Origin of the sequence: Alistipes sp. Marseille-P5061 (assembly GCF_900290115.1) — a bacterium.
Classification (GTDB): domain Bacteria; phylum Bacteroidota; class Bacteroidia; order Bacteroidales; family Rikenellaceae; genus Alistipes; species Alistipes excrementigallinarum.
Genome location: NZ_LT985750.1, coordinates 99,075 through 122,491, shown reverse-complemented (window position 1 = coordinate 122,491; position 23,417 = coordinate 99,075). Strand labels below are relative to the sequence as shown.

Below are 23,417 nucleotides of genomic sequence, written 5' to 3'. Positions count from 1 at the left end.
GGATGAACGTAACAAGACCATAACTTCAACGGAACGAGGAGATGAAATTCAAATTCCCGGGGTTCAAGATTCTGGACCGCTACATACTGGGGAAGTTCCTTTCGACCTACTTCTTCGCCATCGCCATGATTATCATCGTGGTGGTGCTCTTCGACTATGTCGAGAAGCTCGACAACTTCACCGAACTGAAGGCCCCGCTCAAGAAAATCATCTTTCAGTACTACCTCAACTTCATCCCCTTCTTCATCAACCAGTTCAGCGGTCTGTTCACCTTCATCGCCTGCATCTTCTTCACCTCGAAGATGGCCTACCAGACCGAAATCGTCGCCATGCTCTCGGGAGGCATGTCCTTCCGGCGGCTCATGTGGCCCTACTTCCTGGGGGCCTTCATCATCGGCTCGCTCTCGCTGGTGCTCAACCTCTGGCTCATCCCCATCTCGCAGAAGGAGATTGTCGACTTCGAGTCGCAGTACGTCAAGCGCAAGCGCAACGCCCAGTTCGACCGCCACATCTACCGCCAGATTGAGCCCGGCACCTTCGCCTACATCCGCGGCTACTCCGAGAGCAACAACAAGGCCTCGTTCTTCGCGCTGGAGCACTACGCCGACGGCACGATGACCCAGTCGCTCGAGGCGGCCGACGTCACCTTCGACCCCGAGACCCACCGCTGGACGGCACTGCGCTACACCACCCGCAGCTTCGACTCGCTGGGCGTCGAGCAGTTCCGCCAGCACCGCAACCTCGACACGCTCATCAACCTCGAGGTGACCGAGCTGGGGCGCATCAACGAGCTGATTCAGACGATGAACATCTCGAAGCTCAACGAGTTCCTCGACCAGCAGAAGGCCAAGGGCTCCGACTCCATCAACATCATCGAGGTGGAGAAGCACGCCCGCTACGCCTACCCGCTCTCGACCTTCATCCTGACGCTCATCGGCGTCTCGCTCTCATCGCGCAAGGTGCGCGGCGGCACGGGGCTCCACATCGGCATCGGCACGGCGCTCTGCTTCTCCTACATCCTCTTCAACCGCTTCTTCGAGGAGTTCGCCAAGAGCGGCTCGCTGCCGCCCGGTCTGGCCGTATGGCTCCCCAACATCATCTACCTCGGCATAGCCCTCTACCTCTACCGGAAGGCGCCGAAATAAACCGTACAAGGTCATGGAAAACTACTGGAAACGTCTCAAGGCCCACCCCGTGGCCTACAACCTGACGCTCATCGTCCTGACGATGCTGGCGCTGGCGCTCGTCGCCCACTTCGCCATGCAGGCGGGCACGCGCCACGGCGCACGCCGCACGGTGCCCGACTTCGCGGGCATCCCGCTCGACGAAGCGCAGCGCCTGGCCCGGAGCCACGACCTCGAGCTGCAGGTCAACGACTCGCTCTTCGTGCCGGCCTACGAGGGGGGCATCGTCCTCGACCAGCTGCCGGCCGGCGGCGTCGAGGTGAAGCCCGGACGCACCGTCTACGTCACCATCAACTCCTTCCGACAGAAGAGCGTGCCGGTGCCCTACGTGGCGGGCCGCTCGCTGCGCCAGGCCAAGAACATGCTCGAGATTGCCGGGCTGGAGATTGAGGAGCTCATCTACCGCCCCGACATGGCGACCAACTACGTGCTCGAGGAGTACTGCGACGGACGTCCCGTTCTGGAGACGAGCCGCATTGAGGCCGAAATCGGCTCGGGCGTGACGCTCTACGTGGGCGTCGCGGAGGGTTCGGGCACGACGCCCGTCCCGATGGTGATCGGCTACGGGCTGCGTCAGGCCAAGAGCCGCCTGTGGGAGCTGGGCATCAACGTCGGGCGCGTCACCTTCGACGAGGGCATCAACCTGCTCAACCAGAAGCAGGCGCGCGTCTACCGCCAGAGCCCCTCGGCCGAGCAGAGCATCGCCCTGGGCCAGCGCGTGAACCTCTGGCTGACGCTCGACACGAAGAAGGCCTCCGAGCAGCGCGCCGCAGCCGAGAAGGAGGCGGCCCGCACAGCCCGCGAGCGCGCCGAGCGCGAGCAGAATGTCGCCGACTCGCTGGCGCTCCTGCGCTTCGAGCAGGCGACGGGCAGCGCCGCGGAGGAGACGAGCAGCGCGGAGGGCGGTGACGAAGGATTTTTCGATTGACCGACAGCATGGCATACTCCGAACACAAAGCGACGGGCCCCCTCGGGGAGCTCCGCACCCATACCGCCCCGGACGGCAGCGCACCTGCGGCCACCGGGGGCTGCATCGCCACGCCGGCCGGAGGCGACGGGGAGTCCATATCCGACAACGGAGAGCCGGCAACCGACAGCGGGAAGCCGCTGACCGGCAAAACGGCTCCGCAGCCCGGCGACCCGGCCCCGGAAGCCGGAGACACGGCTCCGCAGCCCGCCCCCACAACCACTCCGGCCCCGGAAACCGGCAACACGCCCCCTCAGCCTGCCGGCACAACCCCGAAAGCCAAGGGGGAGCCGCTCGCGGAGGCGGCGGCGGATGATGATGACGGCGACGACGACGGTGACGACGATGAGGGCAGCGGGCAGGGGCTCTACGAACACTTCTCCATCACGGCCGACAAGGGGCAGACGCTCATCCGGCTGGACAAGTACCTCACCTGCCGCATGGAGAAGTGCTCGCGCAACCGCATCCAGGCGGCGGCCGACAGCGGCAACATCCTCGTCAACGGCAAGCCCGCCAAGTCGAGCTACAAGGTCAAGCCGCTGGACCGCATCTCGCTGGTGATGCCCTACCCGCGCCGCGAGGTGGAGATTATCCCCGAGAACATCCCGCTCGACATCGTCTACGAGGACGACGACCTGCTGATTGTCAACAAGGCGGCCGGCATGGTGGTCCACCCGGGCCACGGCAACTACCAGGGGACGCTGGTCAACGCCCTGACCTACCACCTGCGCACGCTGCCGATGTTCCGCGAAGGGGACATGCGCGCCGGACTGGTCCACCGCATCGACAAGGATACCTCGGGACTGCTCGTCATCGCCAAGAACGAGCTGGCACACGCCCGGCTGGCCAAGCAGTTCTTCGACCATACGATTCACCGCCGTTACGTGGCCCTCGTCTGGGGCAACTTCGAAGAGGACGAGGGGACCATCACGGGCAACATCGGCCGCGACCCCAGGGACCGGCTCAAGATGCACGTCTTCGCCGACGGCTCGGAGGGCAAGCATGCCGTCACACACTGGCGCGTGCTCCGGCGCTACGGCTACGTGACGCTGGTCGAGTGCCGCCTCGAGACGGGGCGCACGCACCAGATTCGCGTCCACATGGCCTGGCAGGGCCACCCGCTCTTCAACGACGCGCGCTACGGCGGCGACCGCATCCTCAAGGGGACGACCTTTGCCAAGTACCGGCAGTTCATCGAGAACTGCTTTGCGCTGATGCCGCGCCAGGCGCTCCACGCCCGCTCGCTGGGCTTCGTCCACCCGACGACGCACCGCGAGGTCTGCTTCGAGAGCGAGCTGCCGGAGGATTTCCGCGCCGTTCTGGCCAAGTGGGACACCTACGTGGCGGCCGGCCGCACCGACGAGGAGACGCTCTGAGTTCCAATCGAGGGGGGGGGTGAGCAGGCCGGGGGAGGGCAACCTCCGGGCCGCACCGCAACACCGGACCGCTCTGCCGGACCGCACCCGCAACGCCGGGAGCCGCACCCGCAGCACCGGGGGCCGCAGCGAGGAAAGACGCTCTGAGACCGCCGCACACAGCACCCGGACCGCAATACAGCACCGGAGCCGCACCCGCAACGCAACCCCCGGAACCGCAACGCGACACCGCGACGCCCGCCCGCGGCCGCCGCACCCATATTATCCGTTACCGAACAAACCGCCATGTTTCTGCCGACAACCGTCAAAGAGGTCCGCGAACGCGGATGGGATTACCTCGACGTCATTCTCTTCACGGGCGACGCCTACATCGACCACCCGGCCTTCGGCGCCGCGGTCATCGGCCGCCTGCTCGAGGCCGAGGGCTACCGCGTCGCCATCGTCCCCCAGCCCAACTGGCAGGACGACCTGCGCGACTTCACCAAGCTCGGTGCGCCGCGCCTCTTCTTCGGCATCTCGGCCGGAGCGATGGACTCGATGGTCAACCACTACACGGCCAACCTCAGGCTGCGCCACGACGACGCCTATACGCCCGGCGGCCGCGCGGGCTTCCGCCCCGACTACGCCGTGACGGTCTACACGCGCATCCTCAAGCGCCTCTTCCCCCATGTGCCGGTGGTCGTGGGGGGCATCGAGGCCTCGCTGCGGCGGCTGACCCACTACGACTACTGGAGCGACGCGCTGCGCCCCTCGGTGCTCGTCGAGTCGGGCGCCGATCTGCTCATCTACGGCATGGGCGAGCGGGTGGTGCAGCAGGTCGCACGCGCCATGCACAACGGCTACAACGCCAAGCTGCTGCGCCGCATCCGCCAGGTGGCCTTCCTGGCCGACGACGACTACGTCGCGCGGCTCGACCCCGCGACGACCATCCGCCTCCACTCCTTCGAGGAGTGCCGGGCCGACAAGCGCGCCTTCGGCGAGAACTTCACCGTCATCGAGACGCAGAGCAACCTGATGGAGCCCGTTGCGACGCTCGTCGAGCGGACGGGCGACCGCTGGGTGGTGGTCACACCCCCCAACACCACGCTCTCGACCGAGGAGCTCGACCACTCGTTCGACCTCCCCTACGAGCGGGCGCCCCACCCGCGCTACCGCGGCAAGGGGGAGATTCCGGCCTGGGAGATGATTAAGTTCTCGCTCAACATCCACCGGGGCTGCTTCGGCGGCTGCTCCTTCTGCACCATCTCGGCCCACCAGGGCAAGTTCGTACACTCGCGCAGCGAGCGGTCGATTCTCGCCGAGGTGGAGCGTATCGTCCGCATGCCCGGCTTCAAGGGCTACCTCTCGGACATCGGGGCCCCCTCGGCCAACATGTACCGCATGGGGGGCCGCGACCGGACGCTCTGCGCCCGCTGCCGGCGCCCCTCGTGCCTCCATCCGCAGCGTTGCCCCAACCTCGACAACGACCACCGGCCGCTGCTGGCCCTCTACGAGAAAATCCGCGCCGTGAAGGGCATCCGCAAGGCCTTCATCGGCAGCGGCATCCGCTACGACCTCTTCGACGATTCGCCCTACCTCGAGACGGTGCTCCGCCACCACACCTCGGGGCGGCTCAAGGTGGCCCCCGAGCACACCGAGGAGCATGTGCTGCGGCTGATGCGCAAGCCCCCCTTCGCCCTCTTCGAGCAGCTCAACGAGTCGTTCCACGCCATCTGCCGCCGCGAGGGGCTCCCCTACCAGCTCATCCCCTACTTCATCTCGTCGCACCCCGGCTGTACGGAGCACGACATGCGCGAACTGGCGCGCAAGGTGCTCGGACGGCTCCACTTCACCCTCGAGCAGGTGCAGGACCTCACCCCCACGCCGATGACCCTCTCGTCGGTGATGTTCTACACGGGCGAGAACCCCTACACCCACGAGCCGGTCTACGTCGCCCGCACGCAGGAGGAGAAGCGCCGCCAGAAGAGCTACTTCTTCCGCCCGGGACAGGCGGGGGCAGCCCCGGCCCGAAGTGCGGGACGAGGCACAGAGCATGGAACAGGACACGATTCGACCCGGGGCGCGGAACGCGGAGCGGAGCATGGAGCGGAACGGGGAACGACCCGGGGCGCGGAACGCGGAGCGGAGCATGGAGCGGAACGGGGAACGACCCGGGGTGCGGAACGCGGACCGGAGCATGATTCGGCGCGCGCTGCGGCCCGGGAGGCAAACCGGGGCGCGAAGCGGAGCTCGGCGGCAGGCTCCGGCAAGTTTTCGGCAAAGGGTTCGGCAAAAAGTTCGGCCCGCGCCGGGCAGACCGGTCGCACCGAGCGACTCGACCGCCCGGGACAGTCTGACCGCTCGGGGCAATCCGGGCAGACCGGCCGCAGCGAGCGATTCGACCGCCCGGGACAATCCGGGCCGTCCGGCCGCTCCGAACGATTCAACCATTCCAACCGCTCCGAGGGGCGGGAGCCGCGTGAAACCACCTCTTCGGAGCGCCGCTCCGGGAGGGCCAAAGGCGGACGACGATGAGCGGCGGCTGGACCATCCGCCGGATGAGGCAGTCGGAGTACGCCCTGCTGCCCGAGCTGCTGCTCAAGGCCATCTACCTGCCCGAAGGGACGCCGCCGCCCCCCTTCGAGGCGGTCTTCTCCCCCGAACTGCTCCCCTACACGGTCGGCTTCGGAGCCGGCGCCTACGACCGGGCGCTCTGCGCCGTGGTGCGCGGAACGGTCATCGGCGCCGTCTGGGTGCGGCTGGTCAGGGGGTTCGGCTATCTGGACGACGCGACGCCCGAGCTGGTGCTCGTCGTCGAGAAGCCCTTCCGCGGCCGCGGCATCGGCACGGAGCTGCTCCGCAGGATGCTGCTGCTGGCCGCCGACGAGGGGGTCCAGCACCTCTCGCTCTCGGTGCAGCGCGCCAATCCGGCCCGGAGGCTCTACCTGCGCATGGGCTTCGAGACGGTGCGGAGCCACGGCGGGGAGGATATCATGTGCCGCCCGACGGCGGGTGTGGAGCGCCGGACGGGCGACCGTCTGCGGCGCTGGCTGGAGCCGATTGCAAGGCTCTTCCGCCGCGACGAGGAGCCGGAAGGATAAGGCGCCCGAGGGTCGGAGCACAGAGACAAAGGGTAACCGGGCAGGCGGCAGGAAGCACAGGCCGCGGACAGGTGGCGCAAAGGTCGGGGCAGGCCGGCAGCAAGAAGCACCGACGGCGGGTCGGCGGCACGGAGCGCCGGCGCCCCCTCGGCAACCCACAAAAGATGAGGCGGAGCACTCCCGTGGGGAGTGCTCCGCCTCTTTTTTTGGGCGTGAATAAACGGAAGCGCGGTCTTCGCGGCTCAGCACCCCAGCAGCGGGGCGAGTTCGTCGATGCGCTCCAGCACGGGAAAGTCGTAGGGTGCGAGCGCCGCGGGGTCGACCTCCTCGTGGCGCCACGTCTCGCCGAAGGGGATGTGGACCGCACGGCCCCCCAGCGCCACCACGGGGAGCACGTCGGAGCGCAGCGAGTTGCCCACCATGAGGAACGCCCCGGGGGCGACCCCCAGCCGCCGCATCACCTCGCCGTAGGCCGCCTCGTCCTTGTCGGCCATCACCTCGACGGCATCGAAGCAAGGGGCCAGCCCCGAGAGGCGGAGTTTGCGTCGCTGGTCGAGCAAATCCCCCTTGGTGACGACCGCCAGGCGGTAGCGCCCCTGCAGCCGCCGGAGCGTCTCCCGCACGCCGGGCAGCAGCTCGACGGGACGCTGAAGCTGGTCGCGCCCCAGGGCGAGTAGCTCCCCCACGACGGCGGCGGGGAGCCGCTCGCCGCCCAGCTCGAGCGCCGTCTCGACCATCGAGAGGACGCAGGCCTTGACGCCGTAGCCATAGAGCGGCATGTTGGCCACCTCGCGGGCATAGAGCCGCTCGACGGCCTCCCCCGCCCCGGCCCACGGGGCCACAAGGGCGCAGAAGCGACGTTCGCTTTCGCGGAAGAAGGGTTCGTTGACCCACAGCGTGTCGTCGGCATCGAAGGCGACGACCTCAACGGTTCGGTAGTCCGATATTCGGTTCATCTCATCCATTTCAGTATCTTCAGAAGATTCCCGTCAACATGACCGACACCCCGTGGCGGCCGAAGGGGCGGGCCGCCGCCAGCTGACGGGCCCGCTGCGAGGCGCGGTGCTCCTCGTAGGTGTAGTCGAGCTGGAAGCGGAAGAAGCGCCAGGGGGTCCACAACAGCCCCAGCGTGTAGTTGTTCTGGCCGTAGCCGAGCTCCATATCCTCGTCGAAGGAGTCGTAGCGCACGACGGGAAAAAACTTCGCCGAGGCGCGCCACCCGCCCGCAAGGAACCACCCCTGGCTCCGCTGCCGGCGCAGAGGCTGTTCATCCCCGGCGGCGGCCACCTCCGTACGGCCCCAGATATACTCGCCGCGCAGCATGAAGCGCCCCCGGTCGTAGCGGCCCCCCGCACCGTAGCGCACGCGGCCGAGGCTCCGCTCGCCGTAGCGGCCCCAGTAGCCCGAGGCGGCAAGGAGCAGCCCCGCCGTCGGGCGGAGGGTCAGCCGCGCCACGACATCCTTCGAGCGGTTGCGGTCGTGCGCATTGATGCCCTCGCCGTTGAGCAGCGCGAGGTTGTAGCCGAGCAGGTGCTCCCCGCCGCGGCGGATGAAGCCTCCGTAGAGGTGCCCGCCGAGGCCGCGTCCCGTCGAGGCGTGGCCGCTGATGTCGTTGAAGCCCATCAGGCGGATGAGCACCAGCGGGTAGTCGATGAACTCGACGCTGAAGGGGGGATACTCCGTGTTCTCGATGGAGAAGGGGATTTTGAAGGCCCCCGCCTGGAGGTTGAGCTGTTCGAAGGGGCGGTAGCGCAGGAAGGCGTCGAGCAGCTGGGGATGGGCCAGCTCGATGTGGAAGCGGTAGTCGAGCCGCGGAGCGAGGTCGCCCTGCAGGTCGAGCCGCACGCGCCGGACGAAGAACTCCGAGGTGCCGCGGTCGTGCCATTCGTAGCCCAGCTGCAGGTAGCCCGAGATGCGGGGCAGGCAGGCGCGGAGGCGCTCCAGCCGCGCGATGCGGCGCTCCAGAGCGGCAGGGTCCGGGGAGGAAGCTTGGGCGGGGTCCGAGGCGGAGTCCGGTTCGAGGGCGGCGGAGACGTCCGAAGCGCCTGGGGCCGCCGGGGAGGACTCGGCCGGAGCGGCGGCGGGGCCTTGGGCGGAGCCCGGCTCCGGAGCGGCAGGCATGGGAGCGGCGGAGGTCGCCGGGTTGCCGGGGGCCGCCGGGGAGGAATCGGCCGGAGGAGCCGGGACCGGAGGAGCCGGGACCGGAGCGGCAGCGGGGGCTGTCTTCGGAGCGGCGGCAGGGTCCGGAACTGCGGGTGACTCCGGGGCGCCGGTCGTCTCCGGGGCATCCGGAACTTCCGGGACATCCAGAACTTCCGGGGCCGGCAGTGCCGCCGCGACAGGCAGAGCCACCGGGGCAGCCGCGACAGCCACGGATTCGGCAGCCGGCGGAGCCCCCGCAAGGGGGCGAATCGGCGCATCGGTATGAAGTCGGGAGGGAAGGGGGTTGCCGGGACGGAGCTCATGCGCGAAGCATCCGGCCGGCCGAGCACTGCAACAAACCGCACACGCAAAGAGTGCGAGGAGGTGGTTTTTCATGGTATTGGTGCTTTGGGGTGACAAATGAAGGAAATTCCGCGCAATATTCCAACCGGGACCGGCACTTTCGGCCTCCATTCCGGCCAAAAGGGAGGCAAACGCCCCCTGTCCGCCGCGGCGGGCCGGCAAATGGAGAAACCGGCGGGTCAATGGGAATGGCCGGCGGGAAGGAGCGGCCGGCGCAGCAACCGGCAGAGGCGGCGGCGACCGGCGGGGCAACCAGTCGAAACCGGTGGCCCCGGGAGGCGGCGGGTCGGCGTCGGCGGGGAGGAACTCCCGAGAGGCCGGCGGGAAGGAGCGGCCGGCGCGGCAACCGGCAGAGGCGGCGGCGACCGGCGGGGCAACCAGTCGAAACCGGTGGCCCCGGGAGGCGGCGGGTCGGCGTCGGCGGGGAGGAACTCCCGAGAGGCCGGCGGGAAGGAGCGACCGGCGGGGCAACCGGCAGAGGCGGGCGGTCCCGGAAGGCGGCGGGTCGGCGGCGGGTCAGCGGGCGCCGGCAAAAAAGACACCCCGGAGCGGCACTCCGGGGTGTCGACGGACAAGCCGTCTTCAACACAATACTTATGATACTTAAATACTGATTTTTCCAGTCGTCTGCTGCCGCCGGACGCTGCCGGCTGCCGCGCTTTTCCAATTTTCGGGCCGCATTGCTCCAACTCCGGGTCGTTCCCAAATTCGGGACGCTCCCGACACCAGGGTCGGACGCCACTTTTCCAGTTTTTGGGCCGCCACCCTCCAATCCGGGCCGCCGGCCTCCTTGCGCCGGCCCGGCCAAACTTCGGGCCATCCATCGCGGTCCTGCCAAGTTCCGGACCATCCATGCACCAGCCCCGCCAAGTTCCGGGCGGTCCAGTTCGGCACCCCAATCTCCGGCCCCCGGGCCCCCGCCGCGCTACTCGCCGCTGCGCACCTTGCGGTTGATGCGCTGCAGATGCTCGTGCAGCCGCTCGCGGAACCGCTCGCGACGCTGCTTGAGGTTCGCCTGCCACCCCTGCCAGCGGGTGTAGCGCTCGCGCTTCTCGGGGTAGATGTCGGGAATCGTCACCAGAATGCCCGTCTCCTCCACCCCGCCGAAGTCGGGGTTCGAGACCGTATCGAAGACCCGCATCGTCGGCGAGAGGTTCATGTAGGCGTTGATGAGCGGCGGAATCGTCTCGTCGAACTCGCGGATTTTCTGCAGCAGAATCCGGTAGTTCTCCGCATAGTCGCTCCCCGTGAAGAACTCCTCGTAGTAGGGGTCGTCCAGGTCGAGCTGCAGCGGGTGGATGGCCGTCACCAGATGGTCGCGGTCGGGGAAGTAGCGCCGCAGGAACCAGATGAGGGCGTTGCGTGCCACGGACTTGTAGGTCGTATACATGGTCACCTTGCCGAAGAGGTACTTCGCCTGGGGGTTGAGCACGATGAGGGCGCCCAGTCCGTCCCAGAGGTTGTCGAGCGCGTAGATGCTCTTGCGGTTGGCCCGCGCCTGGTAGGAGCGCTGCACGAACGAGCGCCCCAGCTCGATGGTATAGGGAAGGTAGTCGCGCCGGAACTGCTCGCTGAAGCGGAAGTAGTGCTCGGTCGAGAGGTGGCGCGGATGCTCCGACGTGCAAACGATGAAGCGGTAGCCACCCACTATCTCCTCGGCGTGGGGGTCCCACACGATGAGCTGGTAGTAGCCGTCCGGTGCGAGGTCCTCCTCGTCGATGTCCACCTCGAGCCCCGTGCCGCCGCCGGCGATGCGGAAGGCCTCCTCGCGCAGGCGCCCCACCTCGCGCATCAGCGCCGGACACTCCGAGGCCGCAAAGATGTAGATTTCGTTCGAGGCCTTGTTCGTATCGCGGTACTTGCGTTCGGGGGTCAGCTCGGCCCGCAACAGTGCCCGGTCGACGGGAGGAATAATCGGTTGCATCAGCGTTTGGGATATCGTCCGCCGCGGCCCGCGGGTCGGCGGCGGATTATACTTTACGGCACAAAAATAGGTATTTTATCGCTTTTTCTCCCCTGCGTCGAGGCTATTTTTCAAAAAATAGGTCTTTTTGCGTACGAACTCCACCTGTTCGCGGAGCGACCCCGCCGCCTGGAGCTCCGTCATGCGGAGCGGCTCGCCGAAGCGGATGCGGAAGTGTTTGCCCCCCTGGGAGAACATCTCATCGGGGAGCCAGAGCATCTCGATGTTGAACTTGATGCCCAGCGCCTTGCGCAGCGAGGCCACGCGGTAGAAGAAGTTCGACAGCTCGCCCTCGACGAAGACCGGAACCACCTGCCGCTGCGAGGCGTAGGCTTTCTTCAGGAAGTTGGGCTTCCACGGAAGGTCGCACACCTGCCCCCCGATGCGGCGCGAGCAGAGCCCCGCCGGGAAGGTCAGAATCGGCCGCTCGCCCATGAACTCCTCCTCGTAGCGGCGCGCATAGGCGGCGCTCTGCGCCCCGTGCTTGTTGACGGGAATCCAGAGCGGCCGCAGCGGCTCGAGGTGCATGAGCAGGTCGTTGACCACCACGCGCGCATCGCCGAAGCGGCCAATCAGCTCGTCGGCCAGCATCATGCCGTCCATGCCGCCGAAGGGGTGGTTCGAGACGAAGAGGTAGCGCCCCGCGGGGTCGAGCCGCTCGAGCCCCTCGGAGGAGTAGGTGACCCCCCAGGTGCGGAAGCAGGCGTGGATGAACTCCCGCGGAGGGAGCTCCCAGAAGGTGCGCAGGATGTAGTTGATATCCTCCTCGTGGATGGTGCGGCGCAGCCACCGCAGGGCGAAGCCCGGAAGGTGGCGGGCCAGCGAGGGGGCCTTCTCCGCGAGGACGCGGGCTATGTCGATTTCGGCCATTTCGGACTGTTTTTTTCACGCTTCCGCCGTACGGAAGCGGAGCCGCACGGCCGTAGGGCGACCGGCAGCCGGGTCGGAAAAATTTATATCGGCAAAGATAAACATTCTTCGGGAAAAAGTCGCTACCTTTACACCCAAATCGACCATAGCGAAATGGCTGCTCCGCAATACCACGTACCCGTCCTGCTCGAGGAGTCGGTCGGGCTGCTCGACATCGACCCCCGAGGCACCTACGCCGACCTGACCTTCGGCGGCGGAGGGCACTCGCGCCGCATCCTCGCCGCACTGGGGCCCGAAGGGCGGCTCTACGCCTTCGACCAGGACCGCGACACGCGCGCCAACTGCCCCGACGACGGGCGGTTCCACTACGTCGAGAGCAACTTCCGCTTCCTGCGCGGGGCGCTGCGGCTGCGCGGCGTCGTGCAGGTCGACGGCATTCTGGCCGACCTGGGGGTCTCGTCGCACCACTTCGACGACCTCGAGCGGGGCTTCTCGTTCCGCGGCGAGGCGCCGCTCGACATGCGGATGAACCAGCGGGGACACCTGACGGCGGCCGACGTGGTCAACGGCTACACCAACGCCGAGCTGACGCGTCTGCTGCGCGACTGGGGCGAGCTGGAGACCCCCTGGAAGATTGCCAACTGCATCGAGCGGGCACGCGCCGGGGAGCCCATCCGCACCACCGCGCAGCTGGTTGCGGCGGTGCGCCCCTGCACCCCCCGCAAGGAGGAGGCGAAGTTCCTCACCAAGCTCTTCCAGGCGCTCCGCATCGAGGTCAACGGCGAGATGGAGGCGCTCAAGATGGCGCTCGAGCAGAGCCTCAAGGTGCTGCGTCCGGGCGGGCGGCTGGTGGTCATCTCCTACCACTCGCTCGAGGACCGGCTGGTGAAGAACTTCATGCGCAGCGGCAACTTCGAGGGGCGCGTCGAGAAGGACTTCTTCGGGCGGAGCCTCACCCCCTTCGAGCCGCTCACCCGCAAGGCGGTGACCCCCTCGGACGAGGAGCTGGCACGCAACCCCCGTTCGCGTTCGGCCCGGCTGCGGGCGGCCGTCAAGCGGGCGGATATCCCCGGCGAGGCGGCCGGCGAGCAGGAAAGCCGATAGCTGCGAGGCAGCCGGGAAAAGAGAAGAAGGCCGGCAAGCAGGAAGGCCGGTGAAAGAAACGGGCCGGCGCGGCCTATAATAATAGAAAACGAGAGGAGACGGGAGGCGCCCGGCAAAGAGACTGCGGAGCCGCACCCCGCCGACCGCACGAGATAACACGAGATAAAGAGACGACCCGCCATGATGCAGGACCACGAATTCGACCCCGTAACCCCCGAGGAGCTCGCCGAGCGCGAGCGCGAGGCGGAACTTGCACGCAAGATTCGCCGCGAGGTGGTGCGCATCCAGCGGGGCGAGGCCGACGAGGAGCTGCGCGAGGATGCCGAACGCGAAGAGGCCGAGCGCCGCGAACGCGAAGAGGCCGAGGAGCGGGCGCGCAAACGCGCCTCGAGCACCATCCGCCAGCTCATCTCGGGCACCATCCTGCTGCGCAAGGAGGCCTCGGAGGCCTACCCCTACCTGCTCAGCATCGCGGGGATGTTCTTCCTGAGCATCGTGGTGATGTTCTGGTCGCTGCACCTCGACCGCCGCTATTCGCAGCTCGAACGCGAAGTGCAGATGCTGCGCGAGCGCTCGGTGCGCCTCCAGCAGCAGCGCTTCCGCGTGACGACCCATTCGGCCGTCGTCGAACAGCTGCGCCAGCGCGGCATCGAACTCTACGACCCGACGGTTCCGGGCGAAATCATCGAATAAACGGCCATGAAGGAGGTACACTCACCCATCAAGAAGGACATCCTGCTGCGGGTCCGGCTGCTCTACGTGCTCTTCATCGCCGTGGCGGCCGTCGTGCTGCTGCGCCTCATCTGGGTGCAGCTCTTCAGCCGCGAGGTGGCCTACAACGCCGACCGCCTCTCGAGCCGCATCTTCACCGAGGAGGTCATCCCCGCCCAGCGGGGCAGCATCCTGGCCCGCAACGGCGAGCCGCTGGCCACCTCGATTTTCCGCTACCAGGCCGCCTTCGACTTCGGCAGCCCGGGACTCGACTCGCTGAAGAGCTTCCACGAGCAGAGCGACTCGCTGGCCAAGCTGCTCGCCGCCTTCTTCCGCGACAAGCCCGCCTCGGAGTACCGCCGCTTCTTCCGCGCCGAGCATGCCCGCCGCTACCGGCTGGTCAACGCCCGCGAGACCACCTACCTCCGCTCCACGGGCTTTCTGGGGCGGCTCATCGACCGCCTGCGCGGCGAGGAGTACATCACGCGCCGCATCTACGACACGCTGCGCGACCACACCCCCGTCAACATCTTCCCGCGCGAGGTCGACCGCGCCGAGTGGGAGACGCTGCGCCGCTACCCGCTGCTCAACTGGAACATGGGCATGGTCTACACGCTCGTCGAGCGCGACGAGCGCATCTATCCCCAGGGCGAGCTGGCCCGTCGTACGGTCGGCCTGACGGGTGACCGCGGCAACTACGGCATCGAGGATGCCTACCGCGAGGAGCTGGCCGGACACGACGGAAAGGCCGTGCGGCAGCGCATCGCCCGCGGCTTCTACGGCCGCGTGGCAGGCAAGGGCAACGAGGAGCCGCTCGACGGCGCCGACGTGGTGACGACGCTCGACCTGGACCTTCAGGATGTGGCCGACAAGGCGCTGCGCCAGCAGCTCGAGGCGCAGAACGCCATCTGGGGGACCACCATCGTCATGGAGACGCGCACGGGCGAGATTCTGGCCATGGCCAACCTCGGGCGCGCGGGCGGCGAGGGGAGCTTCGCCGAGCGCGAGAACTACGCCCTGGGGCGCAGCATGGAGCCCGGCTCGACCTTCAAGCTCGCCTCGATGCTGCTGCTGCTCGACGACGCCGGCATGTCGCCCCACAAGGAGTACGACACCCACAACGGCGACCCGGTGACCGTGGGCCCGGCGCGCAACATCCGCGACTCGCACCGCGGCGACCGCGTCATCGACTTCCGCCGCGCGGTGGCCTCGTCGTCGAACGTCTACTTCGCCGAGGCGGTCTGGGAGCACTACGGAGCCACGGGCAAGAAGATGGATTACAGCAACTTCCTCCACGAGCAGCTCCACCTGGGGCAGACCGTCGGGCTGGAGCGGCTGGGCGAGCGCAAGCCCTCCATCACGCGCGACTGGAAGGTGCCCGACCCGGGCGTGATGCTCGTCAAGATGAGCTACGGCTACCGCGTGCGGCTGGCCCCCATCCAGATGCTCACCTTCTACAACGCCATCGCCAACGGCGGCAAGATGATATCGCCGGTGCTGGTGCGCGAGCTGCGGCGCGGCGACGAGGTGGTGCGCCGCTTCGGGAGCGAGACCATCGAGAGCCGCATCTGCTCGCACGAGACGCTGCGCGAGGTGACGCGCGACCTCGAGGAGGTCTGCCGCACGGGTACGGCCAGCCAGTTCTTCCGCGACTCGACGCGCTACCGCGTGGCCGCCAAGACCGGCACGGCGCAGATTACCGACAGCCGCATGGGGGGACGCTACTACCTGGGGTCGATGATTGCCTTCTTCCCCTCCGACGAGCCGCGCTACACGGTGCTGACCACCATCGAGACCCGCGCCCAGCCGGGCAAGGCCTACTACGGCGGGCCGCTGGCCGGTCCGGTGGTCAAGCGGATGGTCGACTACATCTCGAACCGCGAGCAGGAGTGGCACGGCCGCGTGGAGCGGGGCGGCGAGCGGCGCTACCCCGAGCACATCAAGGGGGGCAGCATCGAACAGCTCCGTGAAGTGGCGGGCGAGCTCTCGCGCAACGTCCGCAGCGAGAGCCGCCACGGCTGGGGCCGCGCCATGGTCGACAGCACCGCGCGCGTCCACATCGCGGAGCTCGAGACGCAGCGCAGTGTCATGCCCGACGTGCGGGGCATGGGGCTCAAGGATGCCCTCTTCCTGCTCGAGTCGCAGGGGCTGCGCGTCGCCTTTACGGGCGAGGGTTCGGTGCGCCGCCAGAGCATCCCGCCCGGGACGCACGTTGCGCCGGGAGCGACGGTCTCCATCGCGCTGCAGTAGCGGCCGGGGAGGGAGACAAGGAGCCGAGAGGGCTTGATGGGGGGCCGACCGGAGCCGGCACGATAAAAGGAAGCGCCGGGGCCGGGCCCAATAAAGAAACCGGACGGAGCCGAGTGGTACAACCCGGACGCCGGGGTCGGAGAGGACCGAAAAAAAACGCCGGGCCGGGTGCGGGACAAAGACCGCCACCACCGGGTGCGGAGAAGAATACCCCACCGCCGGGGCCGAGAGGACCGGAAAAAACGCCGGGCCGGGTGCAGGACAAAGACTGCAGCCACCCCGGGGCGGCGGATTGAAACGAACGATTGTCAGTAAAAACTGAAGCAACATACGATGAAACCATTGGAAGAACTTTTGCACGGCATTCCCGTCGAGGAGCTTGCGGGCCCCCGCGACGCCGCCATCGAGGCACTCGCCTTCGATTCGCGTGCCGTGCGGCCGGGAAGCTGCTTTTTCGCCATCCCCGGCACGCAGTGCGACGGGCACGACTTCATCGGGGCGGCGCTGGCCGCCGGAGCCGCGGCCGTCGTCTGCGAACGCATGCCCGCCGAGCGGCCCGAAGGGGTCGCCTTCGTCCGCGTGAAGGATGCACACGGCGCCCTGGCCGATGCGGCGGCAGCCTTCTACGACCACCCGAGCCGCGCGCTGAAGCTCGTCGGTGTGACGGGCACCAACGGCAAGACGACCACCGCCACGCTGCTCTACGACCTGGTGCGGGCGCTCGGCTACCGCGCCGGCCTCATCTCGACGGTGGTCTACCGCATCGACGACGAGCGCATCGAGTCGACCCACACCACGCCCGACCCCGTGCGCCTCAACGCCATGCTGCGCCGCATGGTCGACGCCGGGTGCAGCTACTGCTTCATGGAGTGCTCGTCGCACGCCATCGTCCAGGAGCGGACGCGCGGACTCGACTTCGCCGGAGGGCTCTTCACCAACATCACCCACGACCACCTCGACTACCACAAGACCTTCGCCGAGTACATCCGCGCCAAGAAGCTCTTCTTCGACCGGCTGCCGCAGGGGGCCTTCGCGCTGACCAACGCCGACGACCGCAACGGCGCGGTGATGCTCCAGAACACCGCCGCGCGGCGCTACACCTACTCGCTGCGCTCGATGGCCGACTTCCGGGCCAAAATCCTCGAGATGCACCCCGACGGCATGCTGCTGCGCATCGACGGCAGCGAGGTGTGGGTCGGCTTCCTCGGGCGCTTCAACGCCAGCAACCTGCTGGCCGTCTACGGCACGGCCTGCCTGCTGGGATTCGACCGCGCGGAGGTGCTGCGCGCCATGAGTGCACTGCACCCCGTGAGCGGACGGCTGGAGTTCATCCGCGCCGCCAACGGCACCACCGCCGTGGTGGACTACGCCCATACGCCCGACGCGCTGGAGAACGTCCTCCAGACGCTCGACGAGGTACGCCGCCCCGAACAGCGGCTCATCGTCGTCTGCGGCTGCGGCGGCGACCGCGACCGCACCAAGCGCCCCGAGATGGCGCAGATTGCCGTCAAGTACGCCTCGACGGCCATCTTCACCTCGGACAACCCGCGCCACGAGTCGCCCGAGGCGATTCTCGACGAGATGACGGCCGGACTGCAGCCCGGCGACCGCTACCTGCGCATCACCGACCGCGCCGAGGCCATCCGCACGGCCGTGATGCTCTCGGCTCCGGGCGACCTGCTGCTCGTGGCCGGCAAGGGGCACGAGACCTACCAGATTGTGGGCGACGAGCGGCGCCACTTCGACGACCGCGAGGAGCTCCGCCGCGACTTCGCGGCGCTCGACGGCGGGACGGCCCGATAGCCCCCCACCGCAAACCGGACCGGCGCGAACGCCCGCCGCGGCCGCAACACGGCGCGAACCCGCCGGGCGCACGACACAGACACACGACACACGACACAACAAGAGAAACGACCTTACCATGCTTTACCATCTTTTCCAGTACCTCGACCGCACCTACGACCTCCCGGGCTCGGGCATGTTCCAGTACCTCTCCTTCCGGGCGGCGGCGGCCATCATCCTGGCACTGCTCATCGTCATCATCTTCGGACGCCGCATCATCGACCTGCTGCGCCGCCAGCAAATCGGCGAGGAGATTCGCGACCTGGGGCTCGAAGGACAGCTCCAGAAGCGCGGCACCCCGACCATGGGCGGCATCCTCATCCTGCTGGCCATCCTGGTTCCCACGCTGTTGGTGGGCAAGCTCGACAACATCTACATCCAGCTGATGCTCGTCTCGACGCTCTGGCTCGGATTCATCGGCGGCCTGGACGACTACATCAAGGTCTTCCGCCACAACAAGGAGGGGCTCAAGGGGCGCTTCAAGATTGTGGGTCAGGTCGGACTGGGCATCATCGTCGGCACGACGATGTGGCTCTCGCAGGACATCGTCGTCCGCGAGAAGGTCGTCCAGCCGGTCGACACGCTCATCGTCGAGCAGGACGGAACCCCCGTGCAGGGCATCCACCAGAACGTGGTGCTCAGCTCCGAGAGCACGAAGACCACCAAGACGACCATCCCCTTCATCAAGGACAACGAGCTGGACTACGCCTGGCTGACGGGCGGCAACGAGACGGCCGCCTGGCTGCTCTACGTCTTCGTGGCCATCTTCGTCATCACGGCCGTCTCGAACGGCGCCAACCTCACCGACGGTCTGGACGGTCTGGCCACGGGCGTCTCGGCGCCGATTGTCGCCGTGCTGGGCGTGCTGGCCTACCTCTCGGGCCACATCGTCTATGCCGACTACCTCAACATCATGTACATCCCCGGGGCGGGCGAGCTGACGGTCTTCGCCGCCGCCTTCCTCGGCGCACTCATCGGCTTCCTCTGGTACAACTCCTTCCCGGCGCAGATTTTCATGGGCGACACCGGCTCGCTCTCCATCGGCGGCATCATCGCCGTCTTCGCCCTCTGCATCCGCAAGGAGCTGCTGCTGCCGCTGCTCTGCGGCGTATTCCTGGTCGAGAGCCTCTCGGTGATGATGCAGGTCTCCTACTTCAAGTACACCAAGCACCGCTACGGCGAGGGGCGCCGCATCCTGCTCATGGCCCCGCTCCACCACCACTACCAGAAGAAGAACATCTTCGAGACGAAGATTGTCGTCCGCTTCTGGATTATCTCGCTGCTGCTGGCGGCCATCACGCTCGTGACGCTCAAAATCCGATAAACCCAACCCTCAAAAAGTACAACCCCATGCAAAAAACGCTTATTCTGCTCATGCTGCTGGCGGCCGTCTCGTGCGGCGGCGACTGCCAGGCGCCCCGCATCGCGGCGTCGCTCGACGACGCGACGCTCGACGGCGTCGAATACGCCCCGCTTGAGGGCAGCCTCCAGGCCGGCAGCTATACGGCCGCCACGCCGCTCGGCGGCGGGTACGACATCCCCGACCAGGAGCGCGTGGAGTCGGTGCGGCTGCTCTTCACCACGCTCGACGGCTACCCCGAACAGTGGCAGCTGCTCCTCTTCCCGGGCGAGCGGCTCCGCATCGACGGAGTGCTCCACGACGACGATGGCAATGCCGAGCTCGAAATCCGCGGCAGCGAACCCTACGAGACGCTCGACCGCGAGGAGTACCCCTTCCGCCCCCAAATCCGGCGGCTGACCACCCTCGAACGCATCGTCGATGCGGGCGGACAGCTCGACGAGCAGCAGCAGCTCGAGCTCGACTCGCTCGCCGCCTGGCACCGCGCCTACCGCATCGAGTGCATCCGCACCAACCCCGCATCGGCCGCCACGGCCGTACGGCTCTACGACCTGGCGCTCGAGACGGGGCGCGATTCGCTCTTCAGGGCGCTCTGGGCCGAACTGCCGGCCGAGGTGCGCGGCGGAAAATACAAACCCCTCTTCGACCTGCTGCAGCCCGCGGCGGCCGGTGAGGCGACTCCGGAAACCAACAACGCGTTATGAAAAAGATAGTCGTTCTGGGCGGCGGAATCAGCGGTTACGGCTCCGCAATCCTCGCCCGCAAGAAGGGTTTCGACGTATTCCTCTCCGACTCGGGACGAATCGCCGACCGTTACAAAGCCAAACTCGACGAGTGGGAGGTCCCCTACGAGGAGGGGGGCCACACCGAGGAGCGCATCCTCGCCGCCTCGGAGGTCATCAAGTCGCCGGGCATCCCCGAATCGGCCCCCATCGTGCGCAAAATCCGCGAGGCGGGCATCCCCGTCATCTCGGAAATCGAGTTCGGCGGGCGCTACATCGGCCGCGCCCGCTGCATCTGCATCACCGGCTCGAACGGCAAGACGACCACCACGTCGCTCATCTACAAAATCATGCGCGACGCCGGGATGAACGTCGCCCTGGGAGGCAACATCGGCGAGAGCTTCGCCTACTCGGTCGCCACGGGCAGCTACGACTGGTATGTGCTCGAACTGAGCTCGTTCCAGCTCGACGGCATGTACCGCTTCCGGGCCCACATCGGCGTGCTGATGAACATCACGCCCGACCATCTGGACCGCTACGACCACTGCTTCCAGAACTACATCGACGCGAAGATGCGCATCACGCAGAACATGACCTCGCGCGACTGGTTCGTCTACTCGGGCGACGACGAGACCATCTGGGCGCAGCTGCCGCACTACGACCTGCGCATGCGCCAGCTCCCCTTCGCGGCCCGCAACGCCGTGGCCAGCAGCGCAGGCGACGCCTTCCTGCTCGACGGCCGCTTCACCGCCACGGCGGGCAAGGCTTCGGTCGAAATCGACACCGCGAAGATGCAGATTAAGGGGCTGCACAACGCCTACAATGCCATGGCCGCGGCGCTGGCGACGCTGGCCGCCGGCGTCGACCCCGAGCAGATACGCCGCTCCATCTACGACTTCGCACCCGTCGAGCACCGGCTCGAACCGGTGGCCGAGCGCGGCGGCGTGCTCTGGCTCAACGACTCGAAGGCGACCAACGTCGACTCGGTGTGGTACGCCCTCGAGGGGATGACGCGCCCCGTGGTCTGGATTGCCGGCGGCACGGACAAGGGCAACGACTACACGCCGCTCAAGAAGTTCGCCCGCGAGAAGGTCCACACGCTCGTCTGCATGGGGCTGGACAACGCCAAGCTGCTGCGCGAGTTCGAGGGGGTGGTGCCCCGCATCGTCTCGACCGACTCGCTCGACGCGGCGATGCGTGCCGCACGCGAGGCGGCGCGTCCGGGCGACGTGGTGCTCCTCTCGCCGGCGTGCGCCAGCTTCGACCTCTTCAAGAACTACGAGAACCGCGGCGAGCTCTTCAAGCAGTGGGTGCTGAAGAACGCCTGACGATGAATCCCGCAACGGCACGATGGAACGCACGACGATGAACAACGACGACACGACACCCCGCAGCGGGGCCGCAGGCGACGACGGGGCGCAGGCCGCATCGGAGCGGGCGCGCCGCACGCGCGCGGAGCGCAGCGCCGGAGGGCGGGCCGGAGGTTCGGGCGACGCGGGCAGCGCTGGAGGCTCAGGCAGCTCAAGCGGCGCGGGCTCGGGTGCCGGTGCCGCGGCGGCAGCCGACGGCGGAGCCGCGGGCGGCCGGGGGCTGCATCTGGGGCGGCTCTTCAACGGCGACCGCGTGCTCTGGATTATCATCGCGGCGCTGGCCGTGATTTCGATTCTGGTGGTCTACTCGTCGACGGCCAAGATGGCCTACGACGCCCACACGGCGCGCACGACCTACCACTTCCTGCGGCAGCAGGTCATGGTGCTCATCCTGAGCCTCGGGGCGATGATTGCCGTGCAGAAAATCGACAGCCGCGTCTACCGCGCCCTGGCCAAGCCGGCCTACATCCTCAGCGTGCTGCTCACGCTGCTGGCCTACTTCATCGGCCGCACGACCAACGGAGCCGCCCGCTGGATTCCCCTCGGATTCTTCGACCTGCAGCCCTCCGAGGCGCTGAAGGTGGCCACGGTGCTCTTCCTGGCCCGCCAGCTGGGCAGCCGCCAGAGCCGCATCGACAAGATACGGATTGTCCCCTCACTCAAGTTCTGGACCTGGCGCCGCTCGCGCGAGCAGCGCCGCATCTGGCGCGAGGGTACGTGGCCCATCCTGATGCCGGTGGCCGTCTCGGCGCTGGTCATCTTCCCGGCCCACACCTCGTCGGCCGTGCTGGTCTGCATGGCCTCGTGGGTGATGATGCTCATCGGGCGGGTCAACTTCCGCGAGCTGATGAAGCTGGTGTGGCTGGGCGTTGCGGCCGTGCTGCTGGTCTGGATGCTCAACCTGGGGCGCAGCGAGACGGCCGAGGGGCGCGTCGGCACGTGGCTCCACCTCTGGACCACGACGCAGACCGAGAAGCCCATCGAGCATCTGACCGACACCGAGCGCTCGATGATTGCCATCCACAACGGCGGACTGCTGGGCGAGGGGGCCGGGCAGAGCGCCATGCGCGTGGAGATGATTCACCCCGAGAGCGACTACGCCTACGCCTTCTTCGTCGAGGAGTACGGCATCGTGCTGGCCGTGGTGCTGCTGATGCTCTACCTGTGGATTTTCTTCCGCGCCATCGAGATTTTCCGCCGCTGCGGCACCGCCTTCCCGGGGCTCATGGTGCTGGGGCTGGCGCTGCTCATCACCTGCCAGGCGCTGCTGCACGTGATGGTGACCGTCAACCTGATTCCCGAGACGGGGCAGACGCTGCCGCTCATCTCGCGCGGCGGTTCGTCGGTGCTCTTCACCACCATCGCGCTGGGGATGATTCTGAGCGTCAGCCGCCAGAACGACGAGCAGTCGCACGACCGGCCCCGCGGCGAGACGATGTACGAAAAATAGCCCCCCGAAGGGAGGGGGCCGGGCGGAACCGGAGCGCAAAGCCGGAGACGGGGACGGACCGGAGACAGGGACCGGGCGGGCCGGGACCACTGTCGGAAGACCGGGCGAGACGGGATGAATGCCGAGGACCGGGGCAGCCGGAGCAAACCGGGGCCGTCCGCAACCCAAAAACAAGAGACGAAATGGAGGATATCAGACTCGACAAATATCTGTGGGCCGTGCGGGTCTTCAAGACCCGGAGCGATGCGGCCGATGCCATCCGCACCAACAAGGTGACGGTCAACGGCGCCTATGCCAAGCCTTCGCGCGAGGTGAAAATCGGCGACCTGATAGCCGTGCGCAAGCAGCAGGTGACCTATTCGTACAAGGTGCTCGACCTGGTGTCGAGCCGCCAGCCGGCGAAGAACGTGCCGCTCTACTGCCTCGACGTCACGCCGCAGGAGGAGCGCGACAAGCTCAACATCCCGCGCGAGACGGTCTTCGTCTTCCGCGAGCGCGGCACGGGACGCCCCACCAAGAAGGAGCGGCGCGAACTGGACACGCTGATGGACGAAATCTACTACGACGACGAGGAGTAGCCCCGTCAGCGGGGGCAGGGGAAGGCCCGCTGCGAAAACATGCGGAAAACCCCAACACGGTAACATGCCGCTCCCGCTGCCGGGA

Annotated in this window: 16 protein-coding genes and 2 pseudogenes; 14 read left to right on the top strand and 4 right to left on the bottom strand. The window is 67.5% G+C overall.

The genetic code is table 11. The annotated features are described in order from the left end of the window. The first annotated feature begins 41 nt into the window (after positions 1–41). From C8267_RS07485 to C8267_RS07465, 5 genes and pseudogenes are all read left to right on the top strand, one after another. Complete coding sequence (locus tag C8267_RS07485; RefSeq protein ID WP_106634243.1) at positions 42–1,145, top strand: LptF/LptG family permease; 1,104 nt, start codon at positions 42–44, stop codon at positions 1,143–1,145. Between the two features lie 13 nt (positions 1,146–1,158). Beyond that, positions 1,159–2,112 (top strand): PASTA domain-containing protein, encoded by a 954-nt coding sequence (locus tag C8267_RS07480; RefSeq protein ID WP_106634242.1) that lies wholly within the window; start codon positions 1,159–1,161, stop codon positions 2,110–2,112. A 371-nt stretch (positions 2,113–2,483) separates the two neighbouring features. Next, positions 2,484–3,527: pseudogene (locus tag C8267_RS07475) on the top strand (RluA family pseudouridine synthase); the annotation flags it as partial. Between the two features lie 285 nt (positions 3,528–3,812). After that, a pseudogene (locus C8267_RS07470) lies at positions 3,813–5,514 on the top strand (YgiQ family radical SAM protein); the annotation flags it as partial. Between the two features lie 523 nt (positions 5,515–6,037). Then, on the top strand, positions 6,038–6,607 hold the full coding sequence (locus C8267_RS07465) for a GNAT family N-acetyltransferase (RefSeq protein WP_106634241.1): 570 nt from the start codon (positions 6,038–6,040) through the stop codon (positions 6,605–6,607). A 242-nt stretch (positions 6,608–6,849) separates the two neighbouring features. Here the strand turns inward: C8267_RS07465 and C8267_RS07460 are convergent, their stop codons facing one another. The 4 genes from C8267_RS07460 to C8267_RS07445 form a co-directional block, all read right to left on the bottom strand. Beyond that, positions 6,850–7,563: an HAD family hydrolase gene (locus C8267_RS07460; protein WP_158699758.1), complete on the bottom strand. Its 714-nt coding sequence runs from the start codon at positions 7,561–7,563 to the stop codon at positions 6,850–6,852. 19 nt (positions 7,564–7,582) lie between these two features. Beyond that, positions 7,583–8,728, bottom strand: coding sequence for a porin (locus C8267_RS07455; RefSeq protein ID WP_106634239.1), 1,146 nt, complete (start codon positions 8,726–8,728; stop codon positions 7,583–7,585). A gap of 1,309 nt (positions 8,729–10,037) precedes the next feature. Beyond that, complete coding sequence (locus C8267_RS07450; protein WP_199792091.1) at positions 10,038–11,036, bottom strand: GNAT family N-acetyltransferase; 999 nt, start codon at positions 11,034–11,036, stop codon at positions 10,038–10,040. 75 nt (positions 11,037–11,111) lie between these two features. Beyond that, positions 11,112–11,945, bottom strand: coding sequence for a 1-acyl-sn-glycerol-3-phosphate acyltransferase (locus C8267_RS07445; protein WP_087362588.1), 834 nt, complete (start codon positions 11,943–11,945; stop codon positions 11,112–11,114). A gap of 153 nt (positions 11,946–12,098) precedes the next feature. Here C8267_RS07445 and rsmH point away from each other — a divergent pair, with 153 nt between their 5' ends. The 9 genes from rsmH (at position 12,099) to C8267_RS07400 (ending at position 23,332) form a co-directional block, all read left to right on the top strand. Then, a complete protein-coding gene (gene rsmH, locus C8267_RS07440) occupies positions 12,099–13,049 on the top strand; it encodes a 16S rRNA (cytosine(1402)-N(4))-methyltransferase RsmH (RefSeq protein WP_106634238.1) in 951 nt (316 codons plus the stop codon). Between the two features lie 180 nt (positions 13,050–13,229). Continuing rightward, positions 13,230–13,742, top strand: a complete 513-nt coding sequence (locus C8267_RS07435; protein ID WP_087362590.1) for an FtsL-like putative cell division protein — start codon at positions 13,230–13,232, stop codon at positions 13,740–13,742. Between the two features lie 6 nt (positions 13,743–13,748). Further along, positions 13,749–16,010: a penicillin-binding protein gene (locus C8267_RS07430; protein WP_106634237.1), complete on the top strand. Its 2,262-nt coding sequence runs from the start codon at positions 13,749–13,751 to the stop codon at positions 16,008–16,010. A 333-nt stretch (positions 16,011–16,343) separates the two neighbouring features. Next, positions 16,344–17,813, top strand: a complete 1,470-nt coding sequence (locus tag C8267_RS07425; RefSeq protein ID WP_106634236.1) for a UDP-N-acetylmuramoyl-L-alanyl-D-glutamate--2,6-diaminopimelate ligase — start codon at positions 16,344–16,346, stop codon at positions 17,811–17,813. A 118-nt stretch (positions 17,814–17,931) separates the two neighbouring features. After that, entirely contained in the window at positions 17,932–19,176 is a 1,245-nt protein-coding gene (gene mraY, locus C8267_RS07420) for a phospho-N-acetylmuramoyl-pentapeptide-transferase (protein ID WP_087362593.1), read from the top strand. Positions 19,177–19,202: 26 nt separating this feature from the next. Then, positions 19,203–19,916: a hypothetical protein gene (locus tag C8267_RS07415; protein WP_106634235.1), complete on the top strand. Its 714-nt coding sequence runs from the start codon at positions 19,203–19,205 to the stop codon at positions 19,914–19,916. Continuing rightward, a complete protein-coding gene (gene murD, locus C8267_RS07410) occupies positions 19,913–21,262 on the top strand; it encodes a UDP-N-acetylmuramoyl-L-alanine--D-glutamate ligase (protein ID WP_106634234.1) in 1,350 nt (449 codons plus the stop codon). The genes C8267_RS07415 and murD overlap by 4 nt, the downstream gene beginning before the upstream one ends. A 22-nt stretch (positions 21,263–21,284) precedes the next feature. Then, a complete protein-coding gene (locus tag C8267_RS07405; RefSeq protein ID WP_234025728.1) occupies positions 21,285–22,754 on the top strand; it encodes an FtsW/RodA/SpoVE family cell cycle protein in 1,470 nt (489 codons plus the stop codon). A 182-nt stretch (positions 22,755–22,936) separates the two neighbouring features. Further along, positions 22,937–23,332 (top strand): RNA-binding S4 domain-containing protein, encoded by a 396-nt coding sequence (locus C8267_RS07400; RefSeq protein WP_087362596.1) that lies wholly within the window; start codon positions 22,937–22,939, stop codon positions 23,330–23,332. Positions 23,333–23,417 lie beyond the last annotated feature (85 nt).